The sequence below is a fragment of the Yersinia sp. 1252 StPb PI genome (genome assembly GCF_048593885.1).
GTDB classification, from domain to species: Bacteria; Pseudomonadota; Gammaproteobacteria; order Enterobacterales; family Enterobacteriaceae; genus Yersinia; species Yersinia enterocolitica_E.
Window position 1 is genome coordinate 1 of record NZ_JAZGQE010000093.1, and the last position, 18,287, is coordinate 18,287.

Consider the following 18,287-nt stretch of genomic DNA (forward strand, 5'->3'; position numbering starts at 1 on the left):
ATAAGAATTATTATCACTAGCTAATGTAAACCTCCGGGCTTTGAATGAACTCTCTCTATCGCACATGCGGGCGCGCCAGTAGATGTTAAGGATATCAGTATGACTGATTTATCACGGCGTAAATTGCTGACTGGCCTTTGGCAAGCAGATAAACGAGAACTTTCAGTGCATAGGCCCCCCTGGTCGGTGATGGAAGCCGATTTTATTGCTGGCTGTACCCGCTGTCATGCCTGTGTGACTGCCTGTGAAACCGGCGTATTGGTGGTTGGCAGTGGCGGATTCCCCGAAATAGATTTCCAACGTGCTGAATGTAGTTTTTGTCAGGCCTGTGCACAGGTGTGTGAGGCCGGTGTTTTTACCGCAACAGCTCTGACGCCCTGGCGACTTAAAATCAACATTTCAGAGCGCTGTTTACCTTTCCACAATATTGAATGCCGTAGCTGTCAGGATAGCTGTGAGAGTAGGGCAATTCGATTTCGTCCGCGCGTAAACGGCATTGCTCAGCCCGAATTAGACCTTCCTGCTTGTAACGGATGTGGTGCCTGTGTGCCCAATTGTCCGGTTCAGGCAGTAACCCTTACCCGGAGTGAAGATGGACGATAAAGAATGGCATGTCTGTGGATTGGTGCTGCAAGCCAAACCGGCGCGAATTGCACAACTGATCGACGACCTGTTGGCTATCCCGGGAACAGAAATACCCACCAGTGATGCCACTCTGGGCAAGTTGGTGGTGGTTATGCAGGCGGCGCGCTCAGACGTGCTCCTGAATCATATTGAGTCAGCACGTAATCTGGATGGTGTGCTGGCTGTATCGCTGGTTTATCACCAGCAGGAAAGCCAAGGTGAGGAAATGCCATGAAACTCAGCCGCCGGGATTTTATGAAGGCCAATGCTGCGGTAGCCGCAGCCGCCGCCGCCGGATTGACCATACCTACTGTCGCTAAAGCCGTGGTGGGTGAAACAACAAATGCAATAAAATGGGACAAAGCACCTTGCCGATTCTGTGGCACTGGCTGCGGTGTATTGGTCGGAACACAAAATGGCCGTATCGTGGCGTCGCAAGGGGATCCCGACTCACCGGTTAACCGTGGGTTAAACTGCGTCAAAGGCTATTTCCTGCCGAAAATCCTGTATGGCAAAGACCGACTGACTCAACCGCTGCTGCGCATGAAAGACGGTCAGTATGATAAAGAAGGTGATTTTACCCCGATAAGTTGGGAGAAAGCCTTTGATATCATGGAGCTGAAATTCAAAAACGCGCTAAAAGAAAAAGGCCCAACCTCGGTGGGTATGTTCGGCTCTGGCCAATGGACGGTATGGGAGGGCTATGCGGCTTCCAAGTTGCTGAAAGCAGGCTTCCGCTCCAACAATCTGGACCCGAATGCTCGTCATTGTATGGCCTCTTCGGTGGTGGGTTTTATGCGTACCTTTGGTATGGATGAACCTATGGGTTGCTTCGATGATATTGAAGAAGCAGATGCATTCGTGCTCTGGGGATCCAATATGGCAGAAATGCACCCGATTTTGTGGTCGCGCATGACCAGCCGCCGCCTGACCGATGACAATGTCAGGATCGCCGTCCTTTCTACCTTTGAGCACCGTAGTTTTGAGCTGGCAGATAACCCGATCGTCTTCACGCCACAGACCGATCTGGCCATCATGAATTACATCGCCAATTACATTATCCAGAATAATGCTGTTGATCAGGGTTTCCTCGACCGCCATGTGAATTTCCGCCGTGGTGCCACCGATATCGGTTATGGTCTGCGCCCAACCCATCCGTTGGAAAAAGCCGCCAAGAATCCGGGTAGTGATGCCTCCGAGCCGATGAGTTTTGATGATTTCAAAGCCTTTGTCGCGCAATATACCCTAGAGAAAACCGCTAAAATGAGCGGCGTGCCGGAGGATCAACTGGTGTCATTGGCGCAGTTGTATGCTGATCCGAAAGTAAAATTAGTCTCCTACTGGACCATGGGTTTTAACCAACACACCCGCGGGGTTTGGGCCAACAACATGTGCTACAACCTGCACCTGTTAACCGGCAAAATCTCTAAACCGGGGTCTGGCCCATTCTCTCTGACCGGCCAGCCTTCTGCTTGTGGCACAGCCCGTGAAGTGGGGACCTTCTCCCATCGTCTACCGGCAGATATGGTGGTGACCAACGAAAAACATCGCCAGATTGCTGAAACCAAGTGGCAACTGCCTGCCGGCACTATCCCTGATAAGGTGGGGCTGCATGCGGTGGCGCAAGATCGCGCGCTAAAAGACGGCACCCTTAATGCTTACTGGGTGATGTGTAATAACAACATGCAAGCGGGTCCGAATATCAATGAAGAGCGCATGCCGGGTTGGCGTGATCCGCGCAACTTTATTGTGGTTTCTGACCCTTATCCCACTATCAGTGCACTGGCTGCTGATCTTATTTTACCGACTGCGATGTGGGTGGAAAAAGAGGGTGCTTATGGCAATGCAGAGCGGCGCACCCAATTCTGGCGTCAGCAAGTCCCAGCGCCAGGCGAGGCGAAATCTGACTTATGGCAGATTGTCGAATTCGCCAAACGCTTCAAAGTTGAAGAGGTTTGGCCTGCTGAGTTGGTCGATAAAAAACCGGAGTATCGCGGTAAGACGCTGTATGACGTGCTGTTTGCCAACGATGTGGTCAGCAAATATCCACTGAGTGAAATCCCCGCCGATCAACTGAACGACGAAGCACGCGATTTCGGCTTCTACATTCAGAAAGGGCTGTTTGAAGAGTATGCCGATTTTGGTCGCGGACACGGCCATGACTTAGCACCGTTTGACCGTTATCACCAAGAGCGCGGCCTGCGCTGGCCGGTGGTGAATGGTAAAGAAACCCTCTGGCGTTACCGTGAGGGGTTCGATCCCTTCGTGCCGAAAGGCGAAGAGGTGCGTTTCTACGGTAAGCCTGACGGTAAGGCGGTAATTTTTGCGCTACCCTACGAGCCTGCGGCTGAAAGCCCGGATCAGGAATATGACCTGTGGCTCTCTACCGGCCGTGTGCTGGAGCATTGGCATACCGGTTCCATGACCCGTCGCGTTCCTGAGTTACACCGTGCTTTCCCTGAAGCGGTGCTATTCATTCACCCACTGGATGCCAAAGCCCGTGATTTGCGGCGTGGTGACAAAGTGAAAGTAATTTCACGCCGTGGCGAAGTGACCTCATTGGTAGAAACCCGTGGTCGTAACCGCCCACCACAAGGACTGGTGTATATGCCGTTCTTCGATGCCGCGCAGTTGGTCAATAACCTGACGCTGGATGCCACCGATCCGTTATCCAAAGAAACTGACTTCAAAAAATGTGCAGTGAAGTTGGCACGGGTAGTGGCGTAATTGAGATTGCCTGCCCTGCGGGGCAGGCATGAGCAGCCAGTTATAACCCTCATCCAGGGATGCTCAGGATAAAGACGGTGTACTCAGGAGAAAATAATGAATAACACGATTTTTAAATCATTCAACCGCCGGTTTTTGTCAGTTATATCGCTGCTGGCGGTGTTGGTGATCGCCGGTGCAGCCACTGCTGCCAGCAATGTCGAAATGGACTTGACTCAATCACCAGAAGTGTCTGGCACGGCTGAAGGCAAAGTGAAAATGCCGAAACAGCAACAGCGCATGGCACTGAACTATGTTAACCAACCCCCGCTAATCCCGCATAGCGTGGATGGCTATCAAATCAGTAAAAATACCAATCGTTGCCTGCAATGCCACGGTGTGGAGCACTATCGCACCACTGGAGCACCGCGTGTCAGCCCAACCCACTTTATTGACCGTGATGGCAAAGTATCGAGTGAAGTCTCACCACGTCGCTATTTCTGCCTGCAATGCCATGTGCCACAAACCGATGCCGCACCGATTGTCGGTAACAGCTTCCAGCCAGCCCCTGGCTTTGGCCAATAACCGAAATGAGCGATAAGCGAGATAAGTTATGAGCGAAACTAAAAAGCCCGGTGTTATCAGACGTATATGGCAGTGGTGGCGCAGGCCAAGCCGGCTGGCGCTCGGGACTTTACTGCTGATTGGCTTTGTCAGTGGCATCATTTTCTGGGGGGGATTTAACACCGGCATGGAGATGGCGAATACCGAGAAATTCTGTATTAGCTGCCATGAGATGAAAGATAACGTTTATCAGGAATATATGGGGACCATCCACTACAGCAACCGCAGTGGTGTGAAGGCGACCTGCCCGGATTGTCACGTTCCCCATGAGTGGGGGCCAAAGATGCTGCGTAAAATCAAGGCGAGTAAAGAGCTGTATGCCAAGGCTTTCGGCCTGATTGATACCCCGCAAAAGTTTGAGGCTCACCGCCTAACCATGGCCGAAAATGAGTGGGCGCGAATGAAAGCCAATGGCTCGCAAGAGTGCCGTAACTGCCATAATTTCGACAATATGGACTTCACCGCACAAAAAACGGTCGCGGCGAAAATGCACAGTAAGGCGATAACCGAAGGGAAAACCTGTATCGACTGCCACAAAGGGATAGCCCATAAGTTACCGGATATGAAGGATATTCCTACCGGCTTCTAACATCGCCTTTCTCCTTGGCGTTGCCGCAGTGTTAGCTGTTGAGTGACCTTGAGATGCCCTGTGGACGTCGTGTCGACAGGGCATTTTTTATTATGCGGGTTCCTATTGCAAAAAAGCAGGCACTAGCGTTAGCTAAGTAAATAAAATTTTATGATGTTGTTCGGAGTAGAGAAGGGTTTATGTCAGTCAAAATTGAAAATATTCAGAGTGAATTATTATCCAAAAACTGGTTCAAACTACACAAATACACCTTTGATTTAATAACTGATAACGGGACTCCGGTACAACAGATTCGTGAAGTGTATGACCGGGGTAACGGCGCAACCATTCTGCTGTATAACCGCCAGAAGGGTACCGTGGTACTGATTGAACAATTCCGCATGCCAACCTATGTGAATGGCAATCCTGGTGGCATGTTGCTGGAAGCCTGTGCCGGTTTGCTGGATAACGACTCACCGGAAGAGTGTATCCGCCGTGAAGCGATGGAAGAGACGGGTTATCAGGTTGATAAAGTGCAGAAGCTGTTTGAAGCTTATATGTCGCCGGGGGGCGTGACTGAAATTATCTATTTCTTTGCGGCGGAATATCATCCAGATCAGAAAATTACTGATGATGTCGGCGTGGAAGACGAGGTGATCGACGTGGTTGAACTGCCGTTTAGCGAAGCCATTGCCATGATTGCTGATGGCCGCATTAAAGATGGTAAGACGATTATGTTATTGCAATACGCCCAAATTCATAATTGGTTCAAATAAATACCTTTCTTACCGATATTGCCGTGATGTTAGCGGCATTCACTCCCCCGATTGTTGACCATCTTCTCTGATTGATAAGTAAATTCTTCAATTGAAGCAAAAATGTTATGCAGAGTATGGCCTGCTTCATAGATTGTGATAAATCACTCACTATACTGGTTCTGTTATTGGTCATATATACCCTTCGACCTTGAAACCACCGTGGTGTTAGCTACGTTCACTCACCCGAATCACTTATCATCGTGCGCTTATCGGGATTGGTTCACTTGCTGCCTGCCTGCAATTTCAAGTTTATTGGGTATAACCTCGAAGAATAAAATCAAAGGGAACCTACAATGGACGAACAGTTGAAACAGAGTGCGCTTGATTTTCACCAATATCCAACCCCAGGGAAAATTCAGGTGTCGCCAACCAAACCGCTAGCAACCCAACGGGATTTGGCGCTGGCTTACTCGCCCGGTGTGGCGGCTCCGTGTTTAGAAATTGCTGCTGATCCTTTGGCTGCTTACAAATACACGGCGCGCGGCAATCTGGTTGCTGTGATTTCCAATGGTACTGCGGTGCTGGGACTGGGCAATATTGGCGCATTGGCCGGTAAACCGGTAATGGAAGGTAAGGGCGTTCTGTTTAAGAAATTTTCAGGTATTGATGTATTTGATATTGAAGTGGATGAACTCGATCCAGACAAATTGATTGATATTATCGCGTCGCTGGAACCGACATTCGGTGGCATTAATCTGGAAGATATCAAAGCACCGGAATGTTTCTATATTGAGCAAAAATTGCGTGAACGCATGAAGATCCCGGTATTCCACGATGATCAGCATGGCACGGCGATTATCTGCACCGCTGCGGTACTCAATGGCCTGCGGGTGGTGAAGAAAGACATCAGCGATGTGAAACTGGTGGTATCAGGGGCAGGGGCGGCATCGATTGCCTGTTTAAACCTGCTGGTGGCGCTGGGATTAAAACATCACAATATCACTGCATGCGATTCCAAAGGTGTGATTTATAAAGGCCGTGAAGCCAATATGGCACAAACCAAAGCGGCGTATGCGATTGAAGATAACGGTCAACGCACGCTGGGTGATGCGATGCCAGGTGCGGACATCTTCCTCGGTTGTTCTGGCCCGGGGGTTTTAACTCAGGACATGGTGAAAACCATGGCACCGAACCCATTGATTTTGGCACTGGCGAACCCGGAACCAGAGATCCTGCCGCCGTTGGCGAAAGCGGTGCGCCCTGATGCGATTATTTGCACTGGCCGCTCGGATTATCCCAATCAGGTTAACAACGTACTGTGCTTCCCGTTCATCTTCCGTGGCGCGCTGGATGTCGGTGCCACCACCATTAATGAAGAGATGAAACTGGCTTGTGTGCATGCCATTGCGGATCTGGCGCTGGCTGAGCAGAGTGATGTGGTGGCATCCGCTTACGGTGAGCAAGACCTCTCCTTTGGCCCTGAGTACATAATTCCTAAACCATTCGACCCGCGTCTGATTGTAAAAATTGCACCGGCAGTGGCCAAAGCGGCGATGGACTCTGGTGTGGCAACCCGGCCAATTGCCGATTTTAGTGCTTACATCGAAAAGCTGTCTGAGTTTGTCTACAAAACTAACCTGTTTATGAAACCTATTTTCTCGCAGGCGAAGAAAGAGATGAAACGGGTGGTATTGGCGGAAGGGGAAGAAGAGCGGGTGCTGCATGCTACTCAGGAGTTGATCTCGCAGGAACTGGCTTATCCTATTCTGATTGGCCGCCCGAGTGTGATTGAGACCCGACTGAAGAAGTTGGGCCTGCAAATTACAGCAGGTAAAGACTTTGAGGTGGTTAACAATGAATCCGATTCGCGTTTTAACGAGTACTGGCAAGAGTATTATCAAATCATGAAACGTCGTGGCGTCTCGCAAGAGCAAGCCCGTCGTGCAGTGATTGGTAATCCCACACTGATTGGTTCGATCATGGTGCATCGTGGTGAAGCTGATGCAATGATTTGTGGCACTATCGGTACCTATCATGAACATTACGATGTGGTAGAGAAAGTATTCGGTTTCCGTGAAGGTGCTCATGTGGCGGGTGCGATGAATGCACTGTTGCTACCTACCGGTAACACTTTTATTGCGGATACTTATGTCAATGATGATCCGACACCAGAGCAGTTGGCTGAGATTACCTTAATGGCCGCTGAAACTGTGCGTCGCTTCGGGATTGAACCGAAAGTGGCACTGTTATCTCACTCCAGCTTTGGCACCTCAGACTGCCCAGCCGCGCGTAAAATGCGCCGCACGTTGGAATTGGTTAATCAGATGGCACCAGAGCTGGAAATTGACGGTGAGATGCATGGTGATGCCGCGCTGGTGGAAAGTATTCGCCATAACCTGATGCCAGACAGCCCATTGAAAGGTGCTGCCAACGTGTTGATTATGCCGAATATGGAAGCGGCACGTATCAGTTACAACCTGCTGCGGGTGACATCATCGGAAGGAGTAACGGTTGGGCCAGTGCTGATGGGGGTGGCGAAACCGGTGCATATCTTGACGCCAATTGCTTCAGTGCGTCGGATCGTGAATATGGTGGCGTTAGCGGTGGTTGAAGCGCAAACCGAACCTTTATAAGTTACTTGCGTTATAACACAATGAGCCAAGGGGCGACCGCACCTACGGGCGCTCCGGCGACTTACGTCGCTACGACCCGAACGGGGCGTTTCCCCTTGGTTTAGCATCGTCAGTTTGCTGAAACCCATCTTCTGAAGTGGATCCTATTTATATTGAATACGTTATTTGGCGGTTTTTTGTTTATCAGGATCTAACCGCAGTTTTTGCAGGCTTGCTGTAACCACTTATCCAGTTCGTTGGCAAATTGCTGGCGGTCACGCTGATTTAAGGTGTTAGGTCCACCGGTTTGAATGCCGCTGGCACGCATGGTATCCATAAAGTCACGCATATTCAGCCGTTCACGGATGGTGTCTGGTGTATAGCGCTCACCGCGTGGATTCAGGGCGATACCGCCTTTGTCTATCACTTCGGCGGCCAGGGGAATATCTGCCGTGATAACCAGATCATTTTTCTCCACCCGTTGCACGATTTCATTATCAGCAACATCAAAACCGGAGGCGACTTGTAAGGTTCGGATAAATTTTGATGGTGGGGTTTTCAATGGCTGATTAGCCACCAGCGTGACCATCATGCCGGTACGATCTGCGGCGCGAAATAACACCTCTTTAATCACATTCGGACAGGCGTCCGCATCAACCCAAATTTGCATCAGTGCTGTTCTCCGGTCGCTAGCCACTCTTTTACGGGCAGAAAATCGCGATATAGCGCCGCTTCAGCGCTATCTTCTGCCGGCTGATAGTTATATTCCCAGCGCACCAGGGGTGGCAGCGACATCAAAATAGATTCGGTACGACCACCGGTTTGCAAACCGAACAAGGTGCCACGGTCCCACACCAGATTAAATTCCACATAACGGCCACGGCGATAAAGTTGGAACTGACGCTCACGCTCCCCCCAACTCAATGCTTTGCGCCGTGCAACAATAGGCATATAAGCATCAAGGAAACCATCACCTACCGCCTGAGTGAAGCGGAAACAGGTATCAAAATCAGGGCTATTCAAGTCATCGTAAAACAGGCCACCAATGCCTCGCGCTTCATTGCGATGCTTGATATAGAAGTAATCGTCACACCATTTTTTATAGCGTGGGTAGATTTCTTTACCAAAAGGTTGGCACAACTGATGGGCGGTCTGATGCCAGTGAATAGCATCTTCTTCAAAGCCGTAGTAAGGGGTTAAATCGAAACCGCCACCAAACCACCACACCGGATCTTCGCCAGGTTTCTCAGCAATAAAGAAACGCACATTGGCATGGCTGGTGGGCAGATAAGGGCTTAGTGGATGAATCACCAGCGACACCCCAAGTGCCTGAAAACTACGACCGGCCAATTCGGGGCGATGCGCAGTAGCGGATGCGGGTAATGCTGCACCAGACACATGAGAGAAATTAACCCCCGCCTGTTCAAATACCACCCCATTAACCAATACCCGACTGCGCCCGCCGCCGCCTTCTTCGCGGATCCAGCTCTCTTCTGTGAAGGTTGCTCCGCCATCGGCATGTGTCAGTGCGGCACAGATTTTATCCTGCAAAGCTAGCAGGTAGGTTTTGATTTGGGCGGTATCGGGTGAATTCATCAGCGAGGGTTCTATTAGCTTGCAAATATTTAGGGGCCAAGTATACCCCGATTCGCCGCCATTATTGTACTTTCTGTGTGGATTTGCGGCTATTAAACTACAAGATCGGCAAGATTTATCTGCTTCTTCTCAAATATCATTACTCACTATCACGGTGGGAAATATCACTTTAATATTGCGTGATATAATATTGCCACGATAATCAGAATATCCATATTACTCAAGGGTGCAAACATCCATGGAAATCCGCGTATTTCAGCAAGACGATTTTGAAGAAGTGATTCTGCTGTGGGAGCATTGCGACTTGCTGCGGCCTTGGAATGATCCAGAAATGGATATTGAGCGTAAGTTGAATCACTCGCCCGAACTGTTTTTAGTAGCGGAAGTGAGTGGGGCGATTGTGGGGTCAATCATGGGCGGTTACGATGGCCACCGTGGCTCGGCTTATTATCTGGGGGTCCATCCTGACTTCCGTGGCCGTGGCTTTGCCAATGCGCTGATCAGCCGCCTAGAAAAGAAACTCATTGCCCGCGGCTGCCCAAAGCTGAATATCATGGTGCGCGAAGACAATGACGCAGTGATCGGCATGTATGAAAAGCTCGATTACGAAACCCAAGACACGATTATGCTGGGCAAACGGCTGATTGTGGATCAGGAGTATTAAGGTCGCCCTTTTGGCCTCACCCTTAATATGGTAATAACCCTATCCCCAAAAGCTGATAAAGCCGCAGAGGATAGGGTAAAGATTAATTACTTAATCTTGGTAATACTTTTCACATCAACTTCTACCGAGTTCCAGTCTTTATCAACTTCGCCTTCGATTTGGACTTTATCTTGTGGCGAGATGGTTTGACCGTTCCAGCGCTTGTTATCAATATCAACGGTAATGGTACCGGTGCTGTCGCGGAAGGTGTAAGTATCGTGGCCAAGGCGCTCGACAATATTCCCTTGCAGAGTGACATGGGTGTCATCACGCATGGTTTTGACTTTATCTACCGTGGTATTGGCTGCACTTGGACCCGCAAATCCGCCCTGAGCCGTCGGTTGTGTCTGTGTTGCTGCCGGGCCGTCGAAGCCCCCTTGTGCTGTGGCACTCTGTGCCAGCAATGGCGTGCTGCATAACATAACCAAGGTTGCCGCTAAGGTTAATTTCTTCATTTTATTGCTCCTTCAATGCATGAATCATTACGTTTGAAAACAAAAACTACACAAGCCTTTGTGGTACCCAATAGTAGACCAAATTTGCGTTAAGGCGTGCTGAAGTATTGCAATACGATGGCCGCGAGTCTATCCGATTAGACCTATTTATTGGTTATAACAATTAAAGCCGGTAGTGTTATGGCACTTTTTTAGCTGTGTGGACTCAAACCACTGGTTATCATTTTTAAACTGCGCATGTAGATGCCCTCTGTAACTTGTACAATGCAGAACAGCTTACCGGATGCGGTGGTTTTATAAGGAGCTTTAGATGAATATTCGCCCACGGTTATCTGGGGTGAGATTGTTATTACTGGGTGCCCCTTTGTTGTTAGCCGGGTGCTCAACCATGTCAGGTTTTTCCTGGTCCAGTCTGTCACCACTGAATTGGTTTGGCAGCAGCAGTATGCAGGTGACTGATCAGGGGGTTGGTGGAATTACCGCCACTACTGCGTTGACTGAGAGTGATATCAAAGAGGGGTTAAAAGGCGATTTCCGGCTGCGTAGCGGTATGGCGACCAACGACGATAAATTGATTTCCTTCTATCAGGCGATGAAAGAGAACCAAATCAAACTGGTTATCTCAGGGCAACCGAAAGGCACGGTAGAGCGCATTGATGTTATGGATAAGTCTATTCCCAGCCAATGGGGTGTTACGATTGGTACACCATTCAGTGAACTATATAAAAAAGCCTTTGGTGTTTGCCGCAAAGGCAGCGGTGATGATAGTGCGCAAATAGAGTGTGCGGCACCGGACAGCAAGCACGTCAGCTATTTATTTGATGGCGACTGGCATGGTCCTGAAGGTTTAATGCCATCCGATGATACATTGCAAAGTTGGAAAGTGAGCAAGATTATCTGGCGAGCTAAAGGCGAATAACCATCCCTTGGTTCCTGACGTTATAGCAGTGTTAGCGGCACTCATTACTCGGCCCATTATTTGGGCATCTGAAGGTGAGGCCGCTGCAAACCGCGTCCAAATTGGCTTCTGGCAGATTTATCATTACTAGCTAATAATATTCCCACCTTTGGTCTCACTTCCTCTGCCTAAATTTATTTTGCGTTGCCGCAAGGTAATCCTAATCGGTTCAGCTATTATATTCGCCATAATTAATACCGATATTTTGTGAGGAACCAAACATGACTCAAGTTCAGAGTGGCATTCTGATGGAACATTGTCGTTTTGCCATTTTTATGGAAGCAAAAGTACAGGGCGAGCTAGATGCTATTCGTCAGGGGTGCAAACAATTCTGTCAGTCATTGCAGGAGTTACAGCAAAAATTTCCTAACGAGTATTTAGGTGCTGTGATTGCTTTTGGTTCTGATATTTGGCATGACCTATCCGGTGGTAAAGGGGCTAATGAGTTAAAACCTTTTGTGCCATTAGGCAAAGCACCAATGGTTGCCCCCGCAACACAACGCGATTTATTGATTCATATTCAGTCATTGCGTCAGGATATCAACTTTACTTTAGCCCAGGCCGCGATGGCTGCTTTTGGCGATGCCATCACCGTTGAAGAAGAGACACATGGTTTTCGCTGGGTAGAAGAACGTGATTTTACTGGTTTTATTGATGGCACCGAAAACCCACAAGGGGAAAGCCGCTCGGAAGTGGCGGTGATTGCGGATGGTGAAGAAGATGCCGGTGGCAGCTATGTGTTAGTACAGCGTTATGAGCACGACCTGAAAAAATGGCAGCGTATTCCTGAACATAAGCAAGAGCAAATTGTTGGGCGTACCAAGCATGCTAGCGAAGAATTGCCATCAGATAAGCGCCCGGAGACCTCCCATGTTAGCCGGGTCGATTTAAAAGAAAATGGCAAAGGATTGAAAATTCTGCGTCAAAGCTTGCCTTACGGTACCGCCAGTGGCAAACACGGTTTGTACTTTATTGCTTATTGCGCACGCTTACATAATATCGAACAACAATTATTAAGTATGTTTGGCGCGATAGACGATAAGCACGATCTGTTATTAGGTTTCAGTAAGCCAGTAACCGGTAGTTATTACTTCGCACCGTCGCTGACTCAATTATTATCGCTGTAATGACGAAAGGCTGAAGGGCCGGTTTTTCGCAACCGACAATTTTTACTCAATAAGTCTTTGCTATCACCCGGTGCCGGTTGGCCGGGTTTTTTAATGGGCAAAAGGGAGTGGCTTGCGACCAGCGTTGTTGCTGGCTTAGAGCATTTGATACTTGAACATCACTAAACGGTATATAAAAGCATTATAGGTATGCACCTAGTTATAAATACACTGAAGATATTAAAGGCACTGTTCACATTTAATGACATGCCTGTCGGATGAACTCAGTGAATAAGGTGCAGCATGAAACAGACTTCAGTGAAGAACGGTACGCGTAAAGGATGGCACCGTGTTGCCTTATTAAGCGCGTTAATTTTCGCCAGTGCAACTGCCTCTGCCACTGAGTTGCTTAACAGCTCTTATGATGTTTCCCGCGAGTTATTCACGGCCCTCAATCCCGGCTTCCAGCAACAGTGGGAGCAGCAAAATCCCGGCGACAAGCTGACCATCAAACAATCTCATGCTGGGTCGTCTAAACAGGCACTGGCTATCTTACAGGGCTTGAAAGCAGATGTGGTGACTTATAACCAAGTCACCGATGTGCAGATCCTACATGACCGGGGCAATCTGATCCCGGCCGACTGGCAGGCGCGGTTACCTAATAACAGCTCACCGTTTTATTCCACCATGGCATTCCTGGTACGTAAGGGTAATCCAAAGAATATCCACAATTGGGATGATCTGGTGCGTGAAGACGTCAAACTGGTGTTCCCGAATCCAAAAACTTCCGGTAATGGCCGTTACACCTATCTGGCGGCATGGGGTGCTACCCAACAAGCGAATGGTAAGGATGAGGCTAAAACCCGCGACTGGATGAAGCGTTTCCTGACCAATGTAGTGGTGTTTGATACTGGTGGCCGTGGTGCTACCACTACCTTCGTTGAACGCGGGTTGGGTGATGTGCTGATCAGTTTTGAATCGGAAGTTAACAATATCCGTAAAGAGTACGGCAGTGATAAATACGAAGTAATTGTCCCGCCGGTAGATATTTTGGCTGAATTCCCGGTTGCCTGGGTGGATAAAAATGTCGAGAAGAATGGCACTGAGAAAGCGGCTAAAGCTTATCTCAACTATCTCTACAGTCCGCCAGCACAGCAAGTGATCACCAGCTTTAATTATCGGGTTTACGACAAAGCGGCAATGGAAGCGGCCAAGTCCCAATTCCCACAAACCAAACTATTCCGTGTTGAAGATCAATTCGGTAGCTGGCCGCAGGTGATGAGTACCCATTTCGTGACTGGCGGCGTGCTGGATAAATTGTTAGCGCAAGGGCATCAGTAATGTTGTCGGCATCCAGTAAACGGGTTCTGCCCGGATTTACCCTCAGTCTCGGGAGCAGCCTGCTTTACACCTGCCTGATCTTATTATTACCGCTCAGCGCGTTAGTCATGCAGGTTGCACAGATGAGTTGGGCACAGTACTGGGAGGTGATTACTAACCCCCAAGTGGTTGCTGCTTATAAAGTGACCTTACTGGCCGCAGGCGTCGCCAGCGTATTTAATGCGGTTTTCGGTATGTTGATGGCGTGGATTCTGACCCGCTATCAGTTCCCCGGCCGTAGTTTGTTGGATGGTTTGATGGATTTGCCGTTCGCCTTACCCACGGCGGTGGCGGGTCTGACATTAGCAACGCTATTTTCGACCACCGGTTGGTACGGTGCCTGGTTGAACGAACTGGGGATTAAAGTCTCCTTTACCTGGTTGGGGATTGCCGTGGCGATGGCGTTTACCAGCTTGCCGTTTGTGGTGCGCACAGTACAACCGGTGTTGGAAGAATTGGGTCCCGAATATGAAGAAGCCGCGGAAACTCTCGGCGCCAGCCGTTGGCAGAGCTTCCGGCTGGTGGTGATGCCAGAACTGGCTCCGGCATTACTGGCAGGCACTGCTTTATCCTTTACCCGCAGTCTGGGGGAGTTTGGCGCAGTTATCTTTATCGCCGGTAACATTGCCTGGAAGACCGAAGTGACCTCACTGATGATCTTCATCCGACTACAAGAATTTGATTACCCGGCTGCCAGTGCCATTGCCTCCGTTATTCTGGCCGTTTCATTGGTATTGCTGTTTGGTATTAACACGTTACAAAGCCGCTTTGGTCGGCGGATAGGCGGGCACTGATGGCTGATATCACTGAATTTAACGGCGTAGCCCGCCCACCAATCAATTGGGGCAAATGGACCCTGATCGCCATCGGTGCGGTGTTCTCATTTTTACTGTTAGTGATCCCGATGGTGTGGATCTTTATCACTGCTTTTTCCAAAGGGATAGCGGTGGTCGGGCAGAATTTATTAGACCCGGACATGTTGCATGCCATTTGGCTGACTGTGCTGGTGGCACTGATTACGGTGCCGGTGAATTTGGTGTTTGGTGTGGTACTGGCATGGTTGGTGACGCGGTTTGTATTTCCCGGCCGCCAGCTATTGATGACCCTAATTGATATTCCGTTTGCGGTCTCACCGGTAGTCGCCGGCCTGATGTACCTGCTGTTTTACGGTTCAAATGGTGTGGTGGGGGGCTGGTTAGATTCTCACGACATTCAATTGATGTTCTCGTGGCCCGGTATGGTGTTGGTCACCATTTTCGTCACCTGCCCATTTGTGGTGCGTGAACTGGTGCCGGTGATGATGAGTCAGGGCAGCCAGGAAGATGAAGCCGCAGTATTACTGGGTGCATCCGGCTGGCAGATGTTCCGCCGGGTAACGTTACCGAACATTCGCTGGGCATTGTTGTATGGCGTGGTGTTGACCAATGCCCGCGCCATTGGCGAGTTCGGGGCAGTCTCTGTGGTATCCGGTTCTATTCGTGGCGAAACCTATACCTTGCCACTGCAAGTTGAGTTGTTGCATCAGGATTACAATACTGCCGGGGCATTTACCGCCGCCGCGTTACTGACCCTGATGGCAATATTGACCCTTTTTCTGAAAAGCGGCCTGCAATGGCGCTTAGCGCGTCAGGTTGTTCGTCTCGAACAGGAGCAAAAGCATGAGCATTGAGATTGATAATATCAGCAAGTATTTTGGTCGCACCAAGGTACTAAATGACATCCGGCTTGATATTCCTTCTGGCCAGATGGTGGCTTTGCTTGGTCCTTCCGGTTCGGGGAAAACGACCCTTCTGCGCATTATTGCCGGGCTGGAGAACCAGAACGCCGGACGTTTAAGTTTCCATGGCACTGACGTTAGCCGCCTGCATGCCCGTGATCGACGTGTCGGGTTCGTTTTTCAGCATTACGCCTTGTTCCGCCATATGACAGTATTCGATAACATTGCATTTGGTTTGACGGTGTTACCGCGCCGTGAGCGGCCGAATGCGGCAGCTATCAAACAGAAGGTGGAGCAACTGTTGGAGATGGTGCAATTAGGTCATCTTGCCAGCCGTTACCCATCACAACTTTCTGGTGGACAGAAACAGCGTGTGGCCCTGGCGCGGGCGTTGGCCGTCGAGCCACAAATTCTGTTGCTGGATGAGCCATTCGGTGCGCTGGATGCACAGGTGCGTAAAGAGTTACGTCGCTGGTTGCGCCAGTTACATGAAGAGTTGAAATTTACCAGCGTCTTCGTCACTCATGATCAGGAAGAAGCCATGGAAGTTGCTGATCGGGTGGTGGTGATGAGCCAGGGTAATATCGAGCAGGTCGGGACGCCAGATGAAGTGTGGCGCTACCCTGCGACCCGCTTTGTGCTGGAATTCCTGGGCGAAGTTAATCGCTTGAGTGGAGAGATTCGAGGCTCACAACTCTATATTGGCGCGCACCACTGGCCGCTGGATTTGGCCCCAATGCATCAGGGCAGTGTTGATTTATTCCTGCGTCCGTGGGAGATGGAGGCCAATACACACGCCAGTGATCGTTGCCCACTGCCGGTCCAAGTGCTTGAAGTTAGCCCGCGTGGTCACTTCTGGCAACTGACGGTGCAACCTATTGGTTGGCATCAGGATCCTATCAGTGTGGTACTGCCGGAAGGCGAAATTGACGCTCCGGTGCGCGGTAACCGTTATTATGTGGGCGGGTTAAATGCACGCTTATATTCTGGCGACCAATTATTACAACCCATTGCTTTAGCCCAAAGCGCCTGATAAGTTTTTCTTCTTTTGGTAAACATAGAATTATACCCAACGTCATTGGAGTGGCAGCAAGGCAGCTAACGAGCGAATCCCGATGAGCTTACATAAGTAAGTGATTCGGGTTCGTGAGAGCAGTGAACATAGCTGCCGCTTCAAGGAAGAAGGGTATTTAATAGGTATTTACAGTGACAACCCTCGAACAATGCATCGGCAACACCCCACTCGTCAAACTGCAACGTTTAAGCCAAGGGCTGGATGCGCAGATTTGGGTCAAATTGGAAGGCAATAATCCGGCAGGCTCGGTCAAAGACCGTGCGGCACTGACCATGATCCGGCAGGCAGAATTACGTGGAGAAATAGCTCCGGGTGATGTGTTGATCGAGGCGACCAGTGGTAATACTGGTATTGCGCTGGCGATGATCGCGGCGATGAAGGGCTATAAGCTAAAGCTACTGATGCCGGAAAATATGAGTCAAGAGCGGCAGGCCGCAATGCGTGCCTACGGTGCGGAGTTAATTCTGGTGAGTCGTGAGCAAGGAATGGAAGGGGCGCGCGATGAAGCGCTAAGGATGCAGGCTGAAGGGCAGGGTAAGGTGTTGGATCAGTTCAATAACAGCGATAACCCCTACGCACATTTCAGCGGTACCGGGCCAGAAATCTGGCAACAAACCGCGGGTAAAGTGAGCCATTTTGTGTCCAGCATGGGAACTACCGGGACGATTACCGGCGTTAGCCAATATCTGAAAAGCCAAAACCCGCAAGTTACCATTATCGGCCTGCAACCCGCTGAAGGAAGTAGTATTCCCGGTATCCGCCGTTGGTCACCGGGATACATGCCGGGGATTTTCCGCCCGGAGTTGGTTGATCAGGTACTGGATATCACCCAGTGCGAAGCAGAGGAAACGACACGAAGGCTGGCCACGGAAGAGGGTATTTTTTGTGGTGTCAGTTCTGGCGGTGCGGTTGCCGGCGCGCTGCGGGTGGCGGCACAGAACCCCGCAGCGGTGATCGTGGCGATTATTTGTGACCGTGGTGACCGATACTTGTCGACAGGTGTTTTTGATTAAGTAGGCCGAGCGTTACGTATCAACCCTATCTGATCGCGCTATCATATGGGGTTGATATGATATTTTGCCTTCCTCTCAATACTTCACTTTTATAGTTTTGCACCTATAAATTATAAAAAGGAACGGAGCTTTGGTGCCAGAGATTTTGATTTATAATTAATCATATTTAAAAGCCTCAGAACCCCGTAGCTGTCCTTTCCCTGTAAGCAAATTGTCTGCTAGATGCTATCTAGTGGTAAATGAAATTTATGCAATCAACTGTGGCTATTAGTACAAGCCTGCTTTGCTAATAGAGTTAATTCACGTCACATTGTTAGAATAAATATTGTAGGAATATTCGTACAATTAGCTTCATTGATTCCGTGGTGAATTTGAATGTGGGTTTTTTACAG

18 protein-coding genes are annotated in these 18,287 nt (G+C 49.6%); 15 read left to right on the plus strand and 3 right to left on the minus strand.

The genetic code is table 11. The features are described from left to right. The first annotated feature begins 99 nt into the window (after positions 1-99). The 7 genes from napF to maeB all read left to right on the plus strand — a co-directional run bounded on the left by napF (position 100) and on the right by maeB (position 7,913). Positions 100-603, plus strand: coding sequence for a ferredoxin-type protein NapF (napF, locus tag V2A85_RS14140; protein ID WP_420071678.1), 504 nt, complete (start codon positions 100-102; stop codon positions 601-603). Continuing rightward, the gene (gene napD / locus V2A85_RS14145) at positions 593-859 is read left to right on the plus strand and encodes a chaperone NapD (RefSeq protein WP_083163344.1); all 267 of its coding nucleotides are present in this window, start codon (positions 593-595) and stop codon (positions 857-859) included. Before napF ends, napD begins: the two co-directional genes overlap by 11 nt. Next, a complete protein-coding gene (gene napA / locus V2A85_RS14150) occupies positions 856-3,351 on the plus strand; it encodes a nitrate reductase catalytic subunit NapA (RefSeq protein ID WP_420071679.1) in 2,496 nt (831 codons plus the stop codon). The genes napD and napA overlap by 4 nt, the downstream gene beginning before the upstream one ends. A gap of 96 nt (positions 3,352-3,447) precedes the next feature. After that, positions 3,448-3,915, plus strand: a complete 468-nt coding sequence (gene napB / locus V2A85_RS14155) for a nitrate reductase cytochrome c-type subunit (RefSeq protein ID WP_372559614.1) — start codon at positions 3,448-3,450, stop codon at positions 3,913-3,915. Between the two features lie 28 nt (positions 3,916-3,943). Continuing rightward, the gene (napC, locus tag V2A85_RS14160) at positions 3,944-4,543 is read left to right on the plus strand and encodes a cytochrome c-type protein NapC (protein ID WP_372559613.1); all 600 of its coding nucleotides are present in this window, start codon (positions 3,944-3,946) and stop codon (positions 4,541-4,543) included. Between the two features lie 179 nt (positions 4,544-4,722). Beyond that, entirely contained in the window at positions 4,723-5,298 is a 576-nt protein-coding gene (nudK, locus tag V2A85_RS14165; protein WP_372559612.1) for a GDP-mannose pyrophosphatase NudK, read from the plus strand. A 335-nt stretch (positions 5,299-5,633) separates the two neighbouring features. Next, entirely contained in the window at positions 5,634-7,913 is a 2,280-nt protein-coding gene (gene maeB, locus V2A85_RS14170; RefSeq protein WP_083163356.1) for an NADP-dependent oxaloacetate-decarboxylating malate dehydrogenase, read from the plus strand. Positions 7,914-8,103: 190 nt separating this feature from the next. Here the strand turns inward: maeB and V2A85_RS14175 are convergent, their stop codons facing one another. Then, complete coding sequence (locus V2A85_RS14175) at positions 8,104-8,562, minus strand: YaiI/YqxD family protein (protein ID WP_372559611.1); 459 nt, start codon at positions 8,560-8,562, stop codon at positions 8,104-8,106. Beyond that, a complete protein-coding gene (hemF, locus tag V2A85_RS14180; protein ID WP_420071680.1) occupies positions 8,562-9,488 on the minus strand; it encodes an oxygen-dependent coproporphyrinogen oxidase in 927 nt (308 codons plus the stop codon). The genes V2A85_RS14175 and hemF overlap by 1 nt, the downstream gene beginning before the upstream one ends. A gap of 238 nt (positions 9,489-9,726) precedes the next feature. Here hemF and V2A85_RS14185 point away from each other — a divergent pair, with 238 nt between their 5' ends. Beyond that, positions 9,727-10,152, plus strand: coding sequence for a GNAT family acetyltransferase (locus V2A85_RS14185; protein ID WP_050073546.1), 426 nt, complete (start codon positions 9,727-9,729; stop codon positions 10,150-10,152). A gap of 86 nt (positions 10,153-10,238) precedes the next feature. Here the strand turns inward: V2A85_RS14185 and V2A85_RS14190 are convergent, their stop codons facing one another. Beyond that, positions 10,239-10,646, minus strand: a complete 408-nt coding sequence (locus tag V2A85_RS14190; protein ID WP_372559598.1) for a YgiW/YdeI family stress tolerance OB fold protein — start codon at positions 10,644-10,646, stop codon at positions 10,239-10,241. Positions 10,647-10,956: 310 nt separating this feature from the next. Between V2A85_RS14190 and V2A85_RS14195 the strand changes: the two genes are divergently transcribed. The 7 genes from V2A85_RS14195 to cysM all read left to right on the plus strand — a co-directional run bounded on the left by V2A85_RS14195 (position 10,957) and on the right by cysM (position 17,895). Further along, on the plus strand, positions 10,957-11,565 hold the full coding sequence (locus V2A85_RS14195; protein ID WP_420071681.1) for an RpoE-regulated lipoprotein: 609 nt from the start codon (positions 10,957-10,959) through the stop codon (positions 11,563-11,565). A gap of 260 nt (positions 11,566-11,825) precedes the next feature. After that, complete coding sequence (locus V2A85_RS14200) at positions 11,826-12,731, plus strand: Dyp-type peroxidase (RefSeq protein WP_420071682.1); 906 nt, start codon at positions 11,826-11,828, stop codon at positions 12,729-12,731. A 282-nt stretch (positions 12,732-13,013) separates the two neighbouring features. Continuing rightward, entirely contained in the window at positions 13,014-14,051 is a 1,038-nt protein-coding gene (locus tag V2A85_RS14205; RefSeq protein ID WP_372559595.1) for a sulfate ABC transporter substrate-binding protein, read from the plus strand. Further along, positions 14,051-14,884, plus strand: a complete 834-nt coding sequence (gene cysT / locus V2A85_RS14210) for a sulfate/thiosulfate ABC transporter permease CysT (protein WP_372559594.1) — start codon at positions 14,051-14,053, stop codon at positions 14,882-14,884. The genes V2A85_RS14205 and cysT overlap by 1 nt, the downstream gene beginning before the upstream one ends. After that, the gene (gene cysW, locus V2A85_RS14215) at positions 14,884-15,759 is read left to right on the plus strand and encodes a sulfate/thiosulfate ABC transporter permease CysW (protein WP_083163401.1); all 876 of its coding nucleotides are present in this window, start codon (positions 14,884-14,886) and stop codon (positions 15,757-15,759) included. The genes cysT and cysW overlap by 1 nt, the downstream gene beginning before the upstream one ends. Beyond that, complete coding sequence (gene cysA, locus V2A85_RS14220; protein WP_420071683.1) at positions 15,749-16,840, plus strand: sulfate/thiosulfate ABC transporter ATP-binding protein CysA; 1,092 nt, start codon at positions 15,749-15,751, stop codon at positions 16,838-16,840. Before cysW ends, cysA begins: the two co-directional genes overlap by 11 nt. A 173-nt stretch (positions 16,841-17,013) precedes the next feature. After that, complete coding sequence (gene cysM, locus V2A85_RS14225; RefSeq protein ID WP_420071684.1) at positions 17,014-17,895, plus strand: cysteine synthase CysM; 882 nt, start codon at positions 17,014-17,016, stop codon at positions 17,893-17,895. Positions 17,896-18,287 lie beyond the last annotated feature (392 nt).

Coding starts and splice junctions, on each gene's coding strand:
- napF (WP_420071678.1), top strand. CDS start 100: ATGACTGATTTATCACGGCGTAAATTGCTGACTGGCCTTTGGCAAGCA.
- napD (WP_083163344.1), top strand. CDS start 593: ATGGACGATAAAGAATGGCATGTCTGTGGATTGGTGCTGCAAGCCAAA.
- napA (WP_420071679.1), top strand. CDS start 856: ATGAAACTCAGCCGCCGGGATTTTATGAAGGCCAATGCTGCGGTAGCC.
- napB (WP_372559614.1), top strand. CDS start 3,448: ATGAATAACACGATTTTTAAATCATTCAACCGCCGGTTTTTGTCAGTT.
- napC (WP_372559613.1), top strand. CDS start 3,944: ATGAGCGAAACTAAAAAGCCCGGTGTTATCAGACGTATATGGCAGTGG.
- nudK (WP_372559612.1), top strand. CDS start 4,723: ATGTCAGTCAAAATTGAAAATATTCAGAGTGAATTATTATCCAAAAAC.
- maeB (WP_083163356.1), top strand. CDS start 5,634: ATGGACGAACAGTTGAAACAGAGTGCGCTTGATTTTCACCAATATCCA.
- V2A85_RS14175 (WP_372559611.1), bottom strand. CDS start 8,562: ATGCAAATTTGGGTTGATGCGGACGCCTGTCCGAATGTGATTAAAGAG.
- hemF (WP_420071680.1), bottom strand. CDS start 9,488: ATGAATTCACCCGATACCGCCCAAATCAAAACCTACCTGCTAGCTTTG.
- V2A85_RS14185 (WP_050073546.1), top strand. CDS start 9,727: ATGGAAATCCGCGTATTTCAGCAAGACGATTTTGAAGAAGTGATTCTG.
- V2A85_RS14190 (WP_372559598.1), bottom strand. CDS start 10,646: ATGAAGAAATTAACCTTAGCGGCAACCTTGGTTATGTTATGCAGCACG.
- V2A85_RS14195 (WP_420071681.1), top strand. CDS start 10,957: ATGAATATTCGCCCACGGTTATCTGGGGTGAGATTGTTATTACTGGGT.
- V2A85_RS14200 (WP_420071682.1), top strand. CDS start 11,826: ATGACTCAAGTTCAGAGTGGCATTCTGATGGAACATTGTCGTTTTGCC.
- V2A85_RS14205 (WP_372559595.1), top strand. CDS start 13,014: ATGAAACAGACTTCAGTGAAGAACGGTACGCGTAAAGGATGGCACCGT.
- cysT (WP_372559594.1), top strand. CDS start 14,051: ATGTTGTCGGCATCCAGTAAACGGGTTCTGCCCGGATTTACCCTCAGT.
- cysW (WP_083163401.1), top strand. CDS start 14,884: ATGGCTGATATCACTGAATTTAACGGCGTAGCCCGCCCACCAATCAAT.
- cysA (WP_420071683.1), top strand. CDS start 15,749: ATGAGCATTGAGATTGATAATATCAGCAAGTATTTTGGTCGCACCAAG.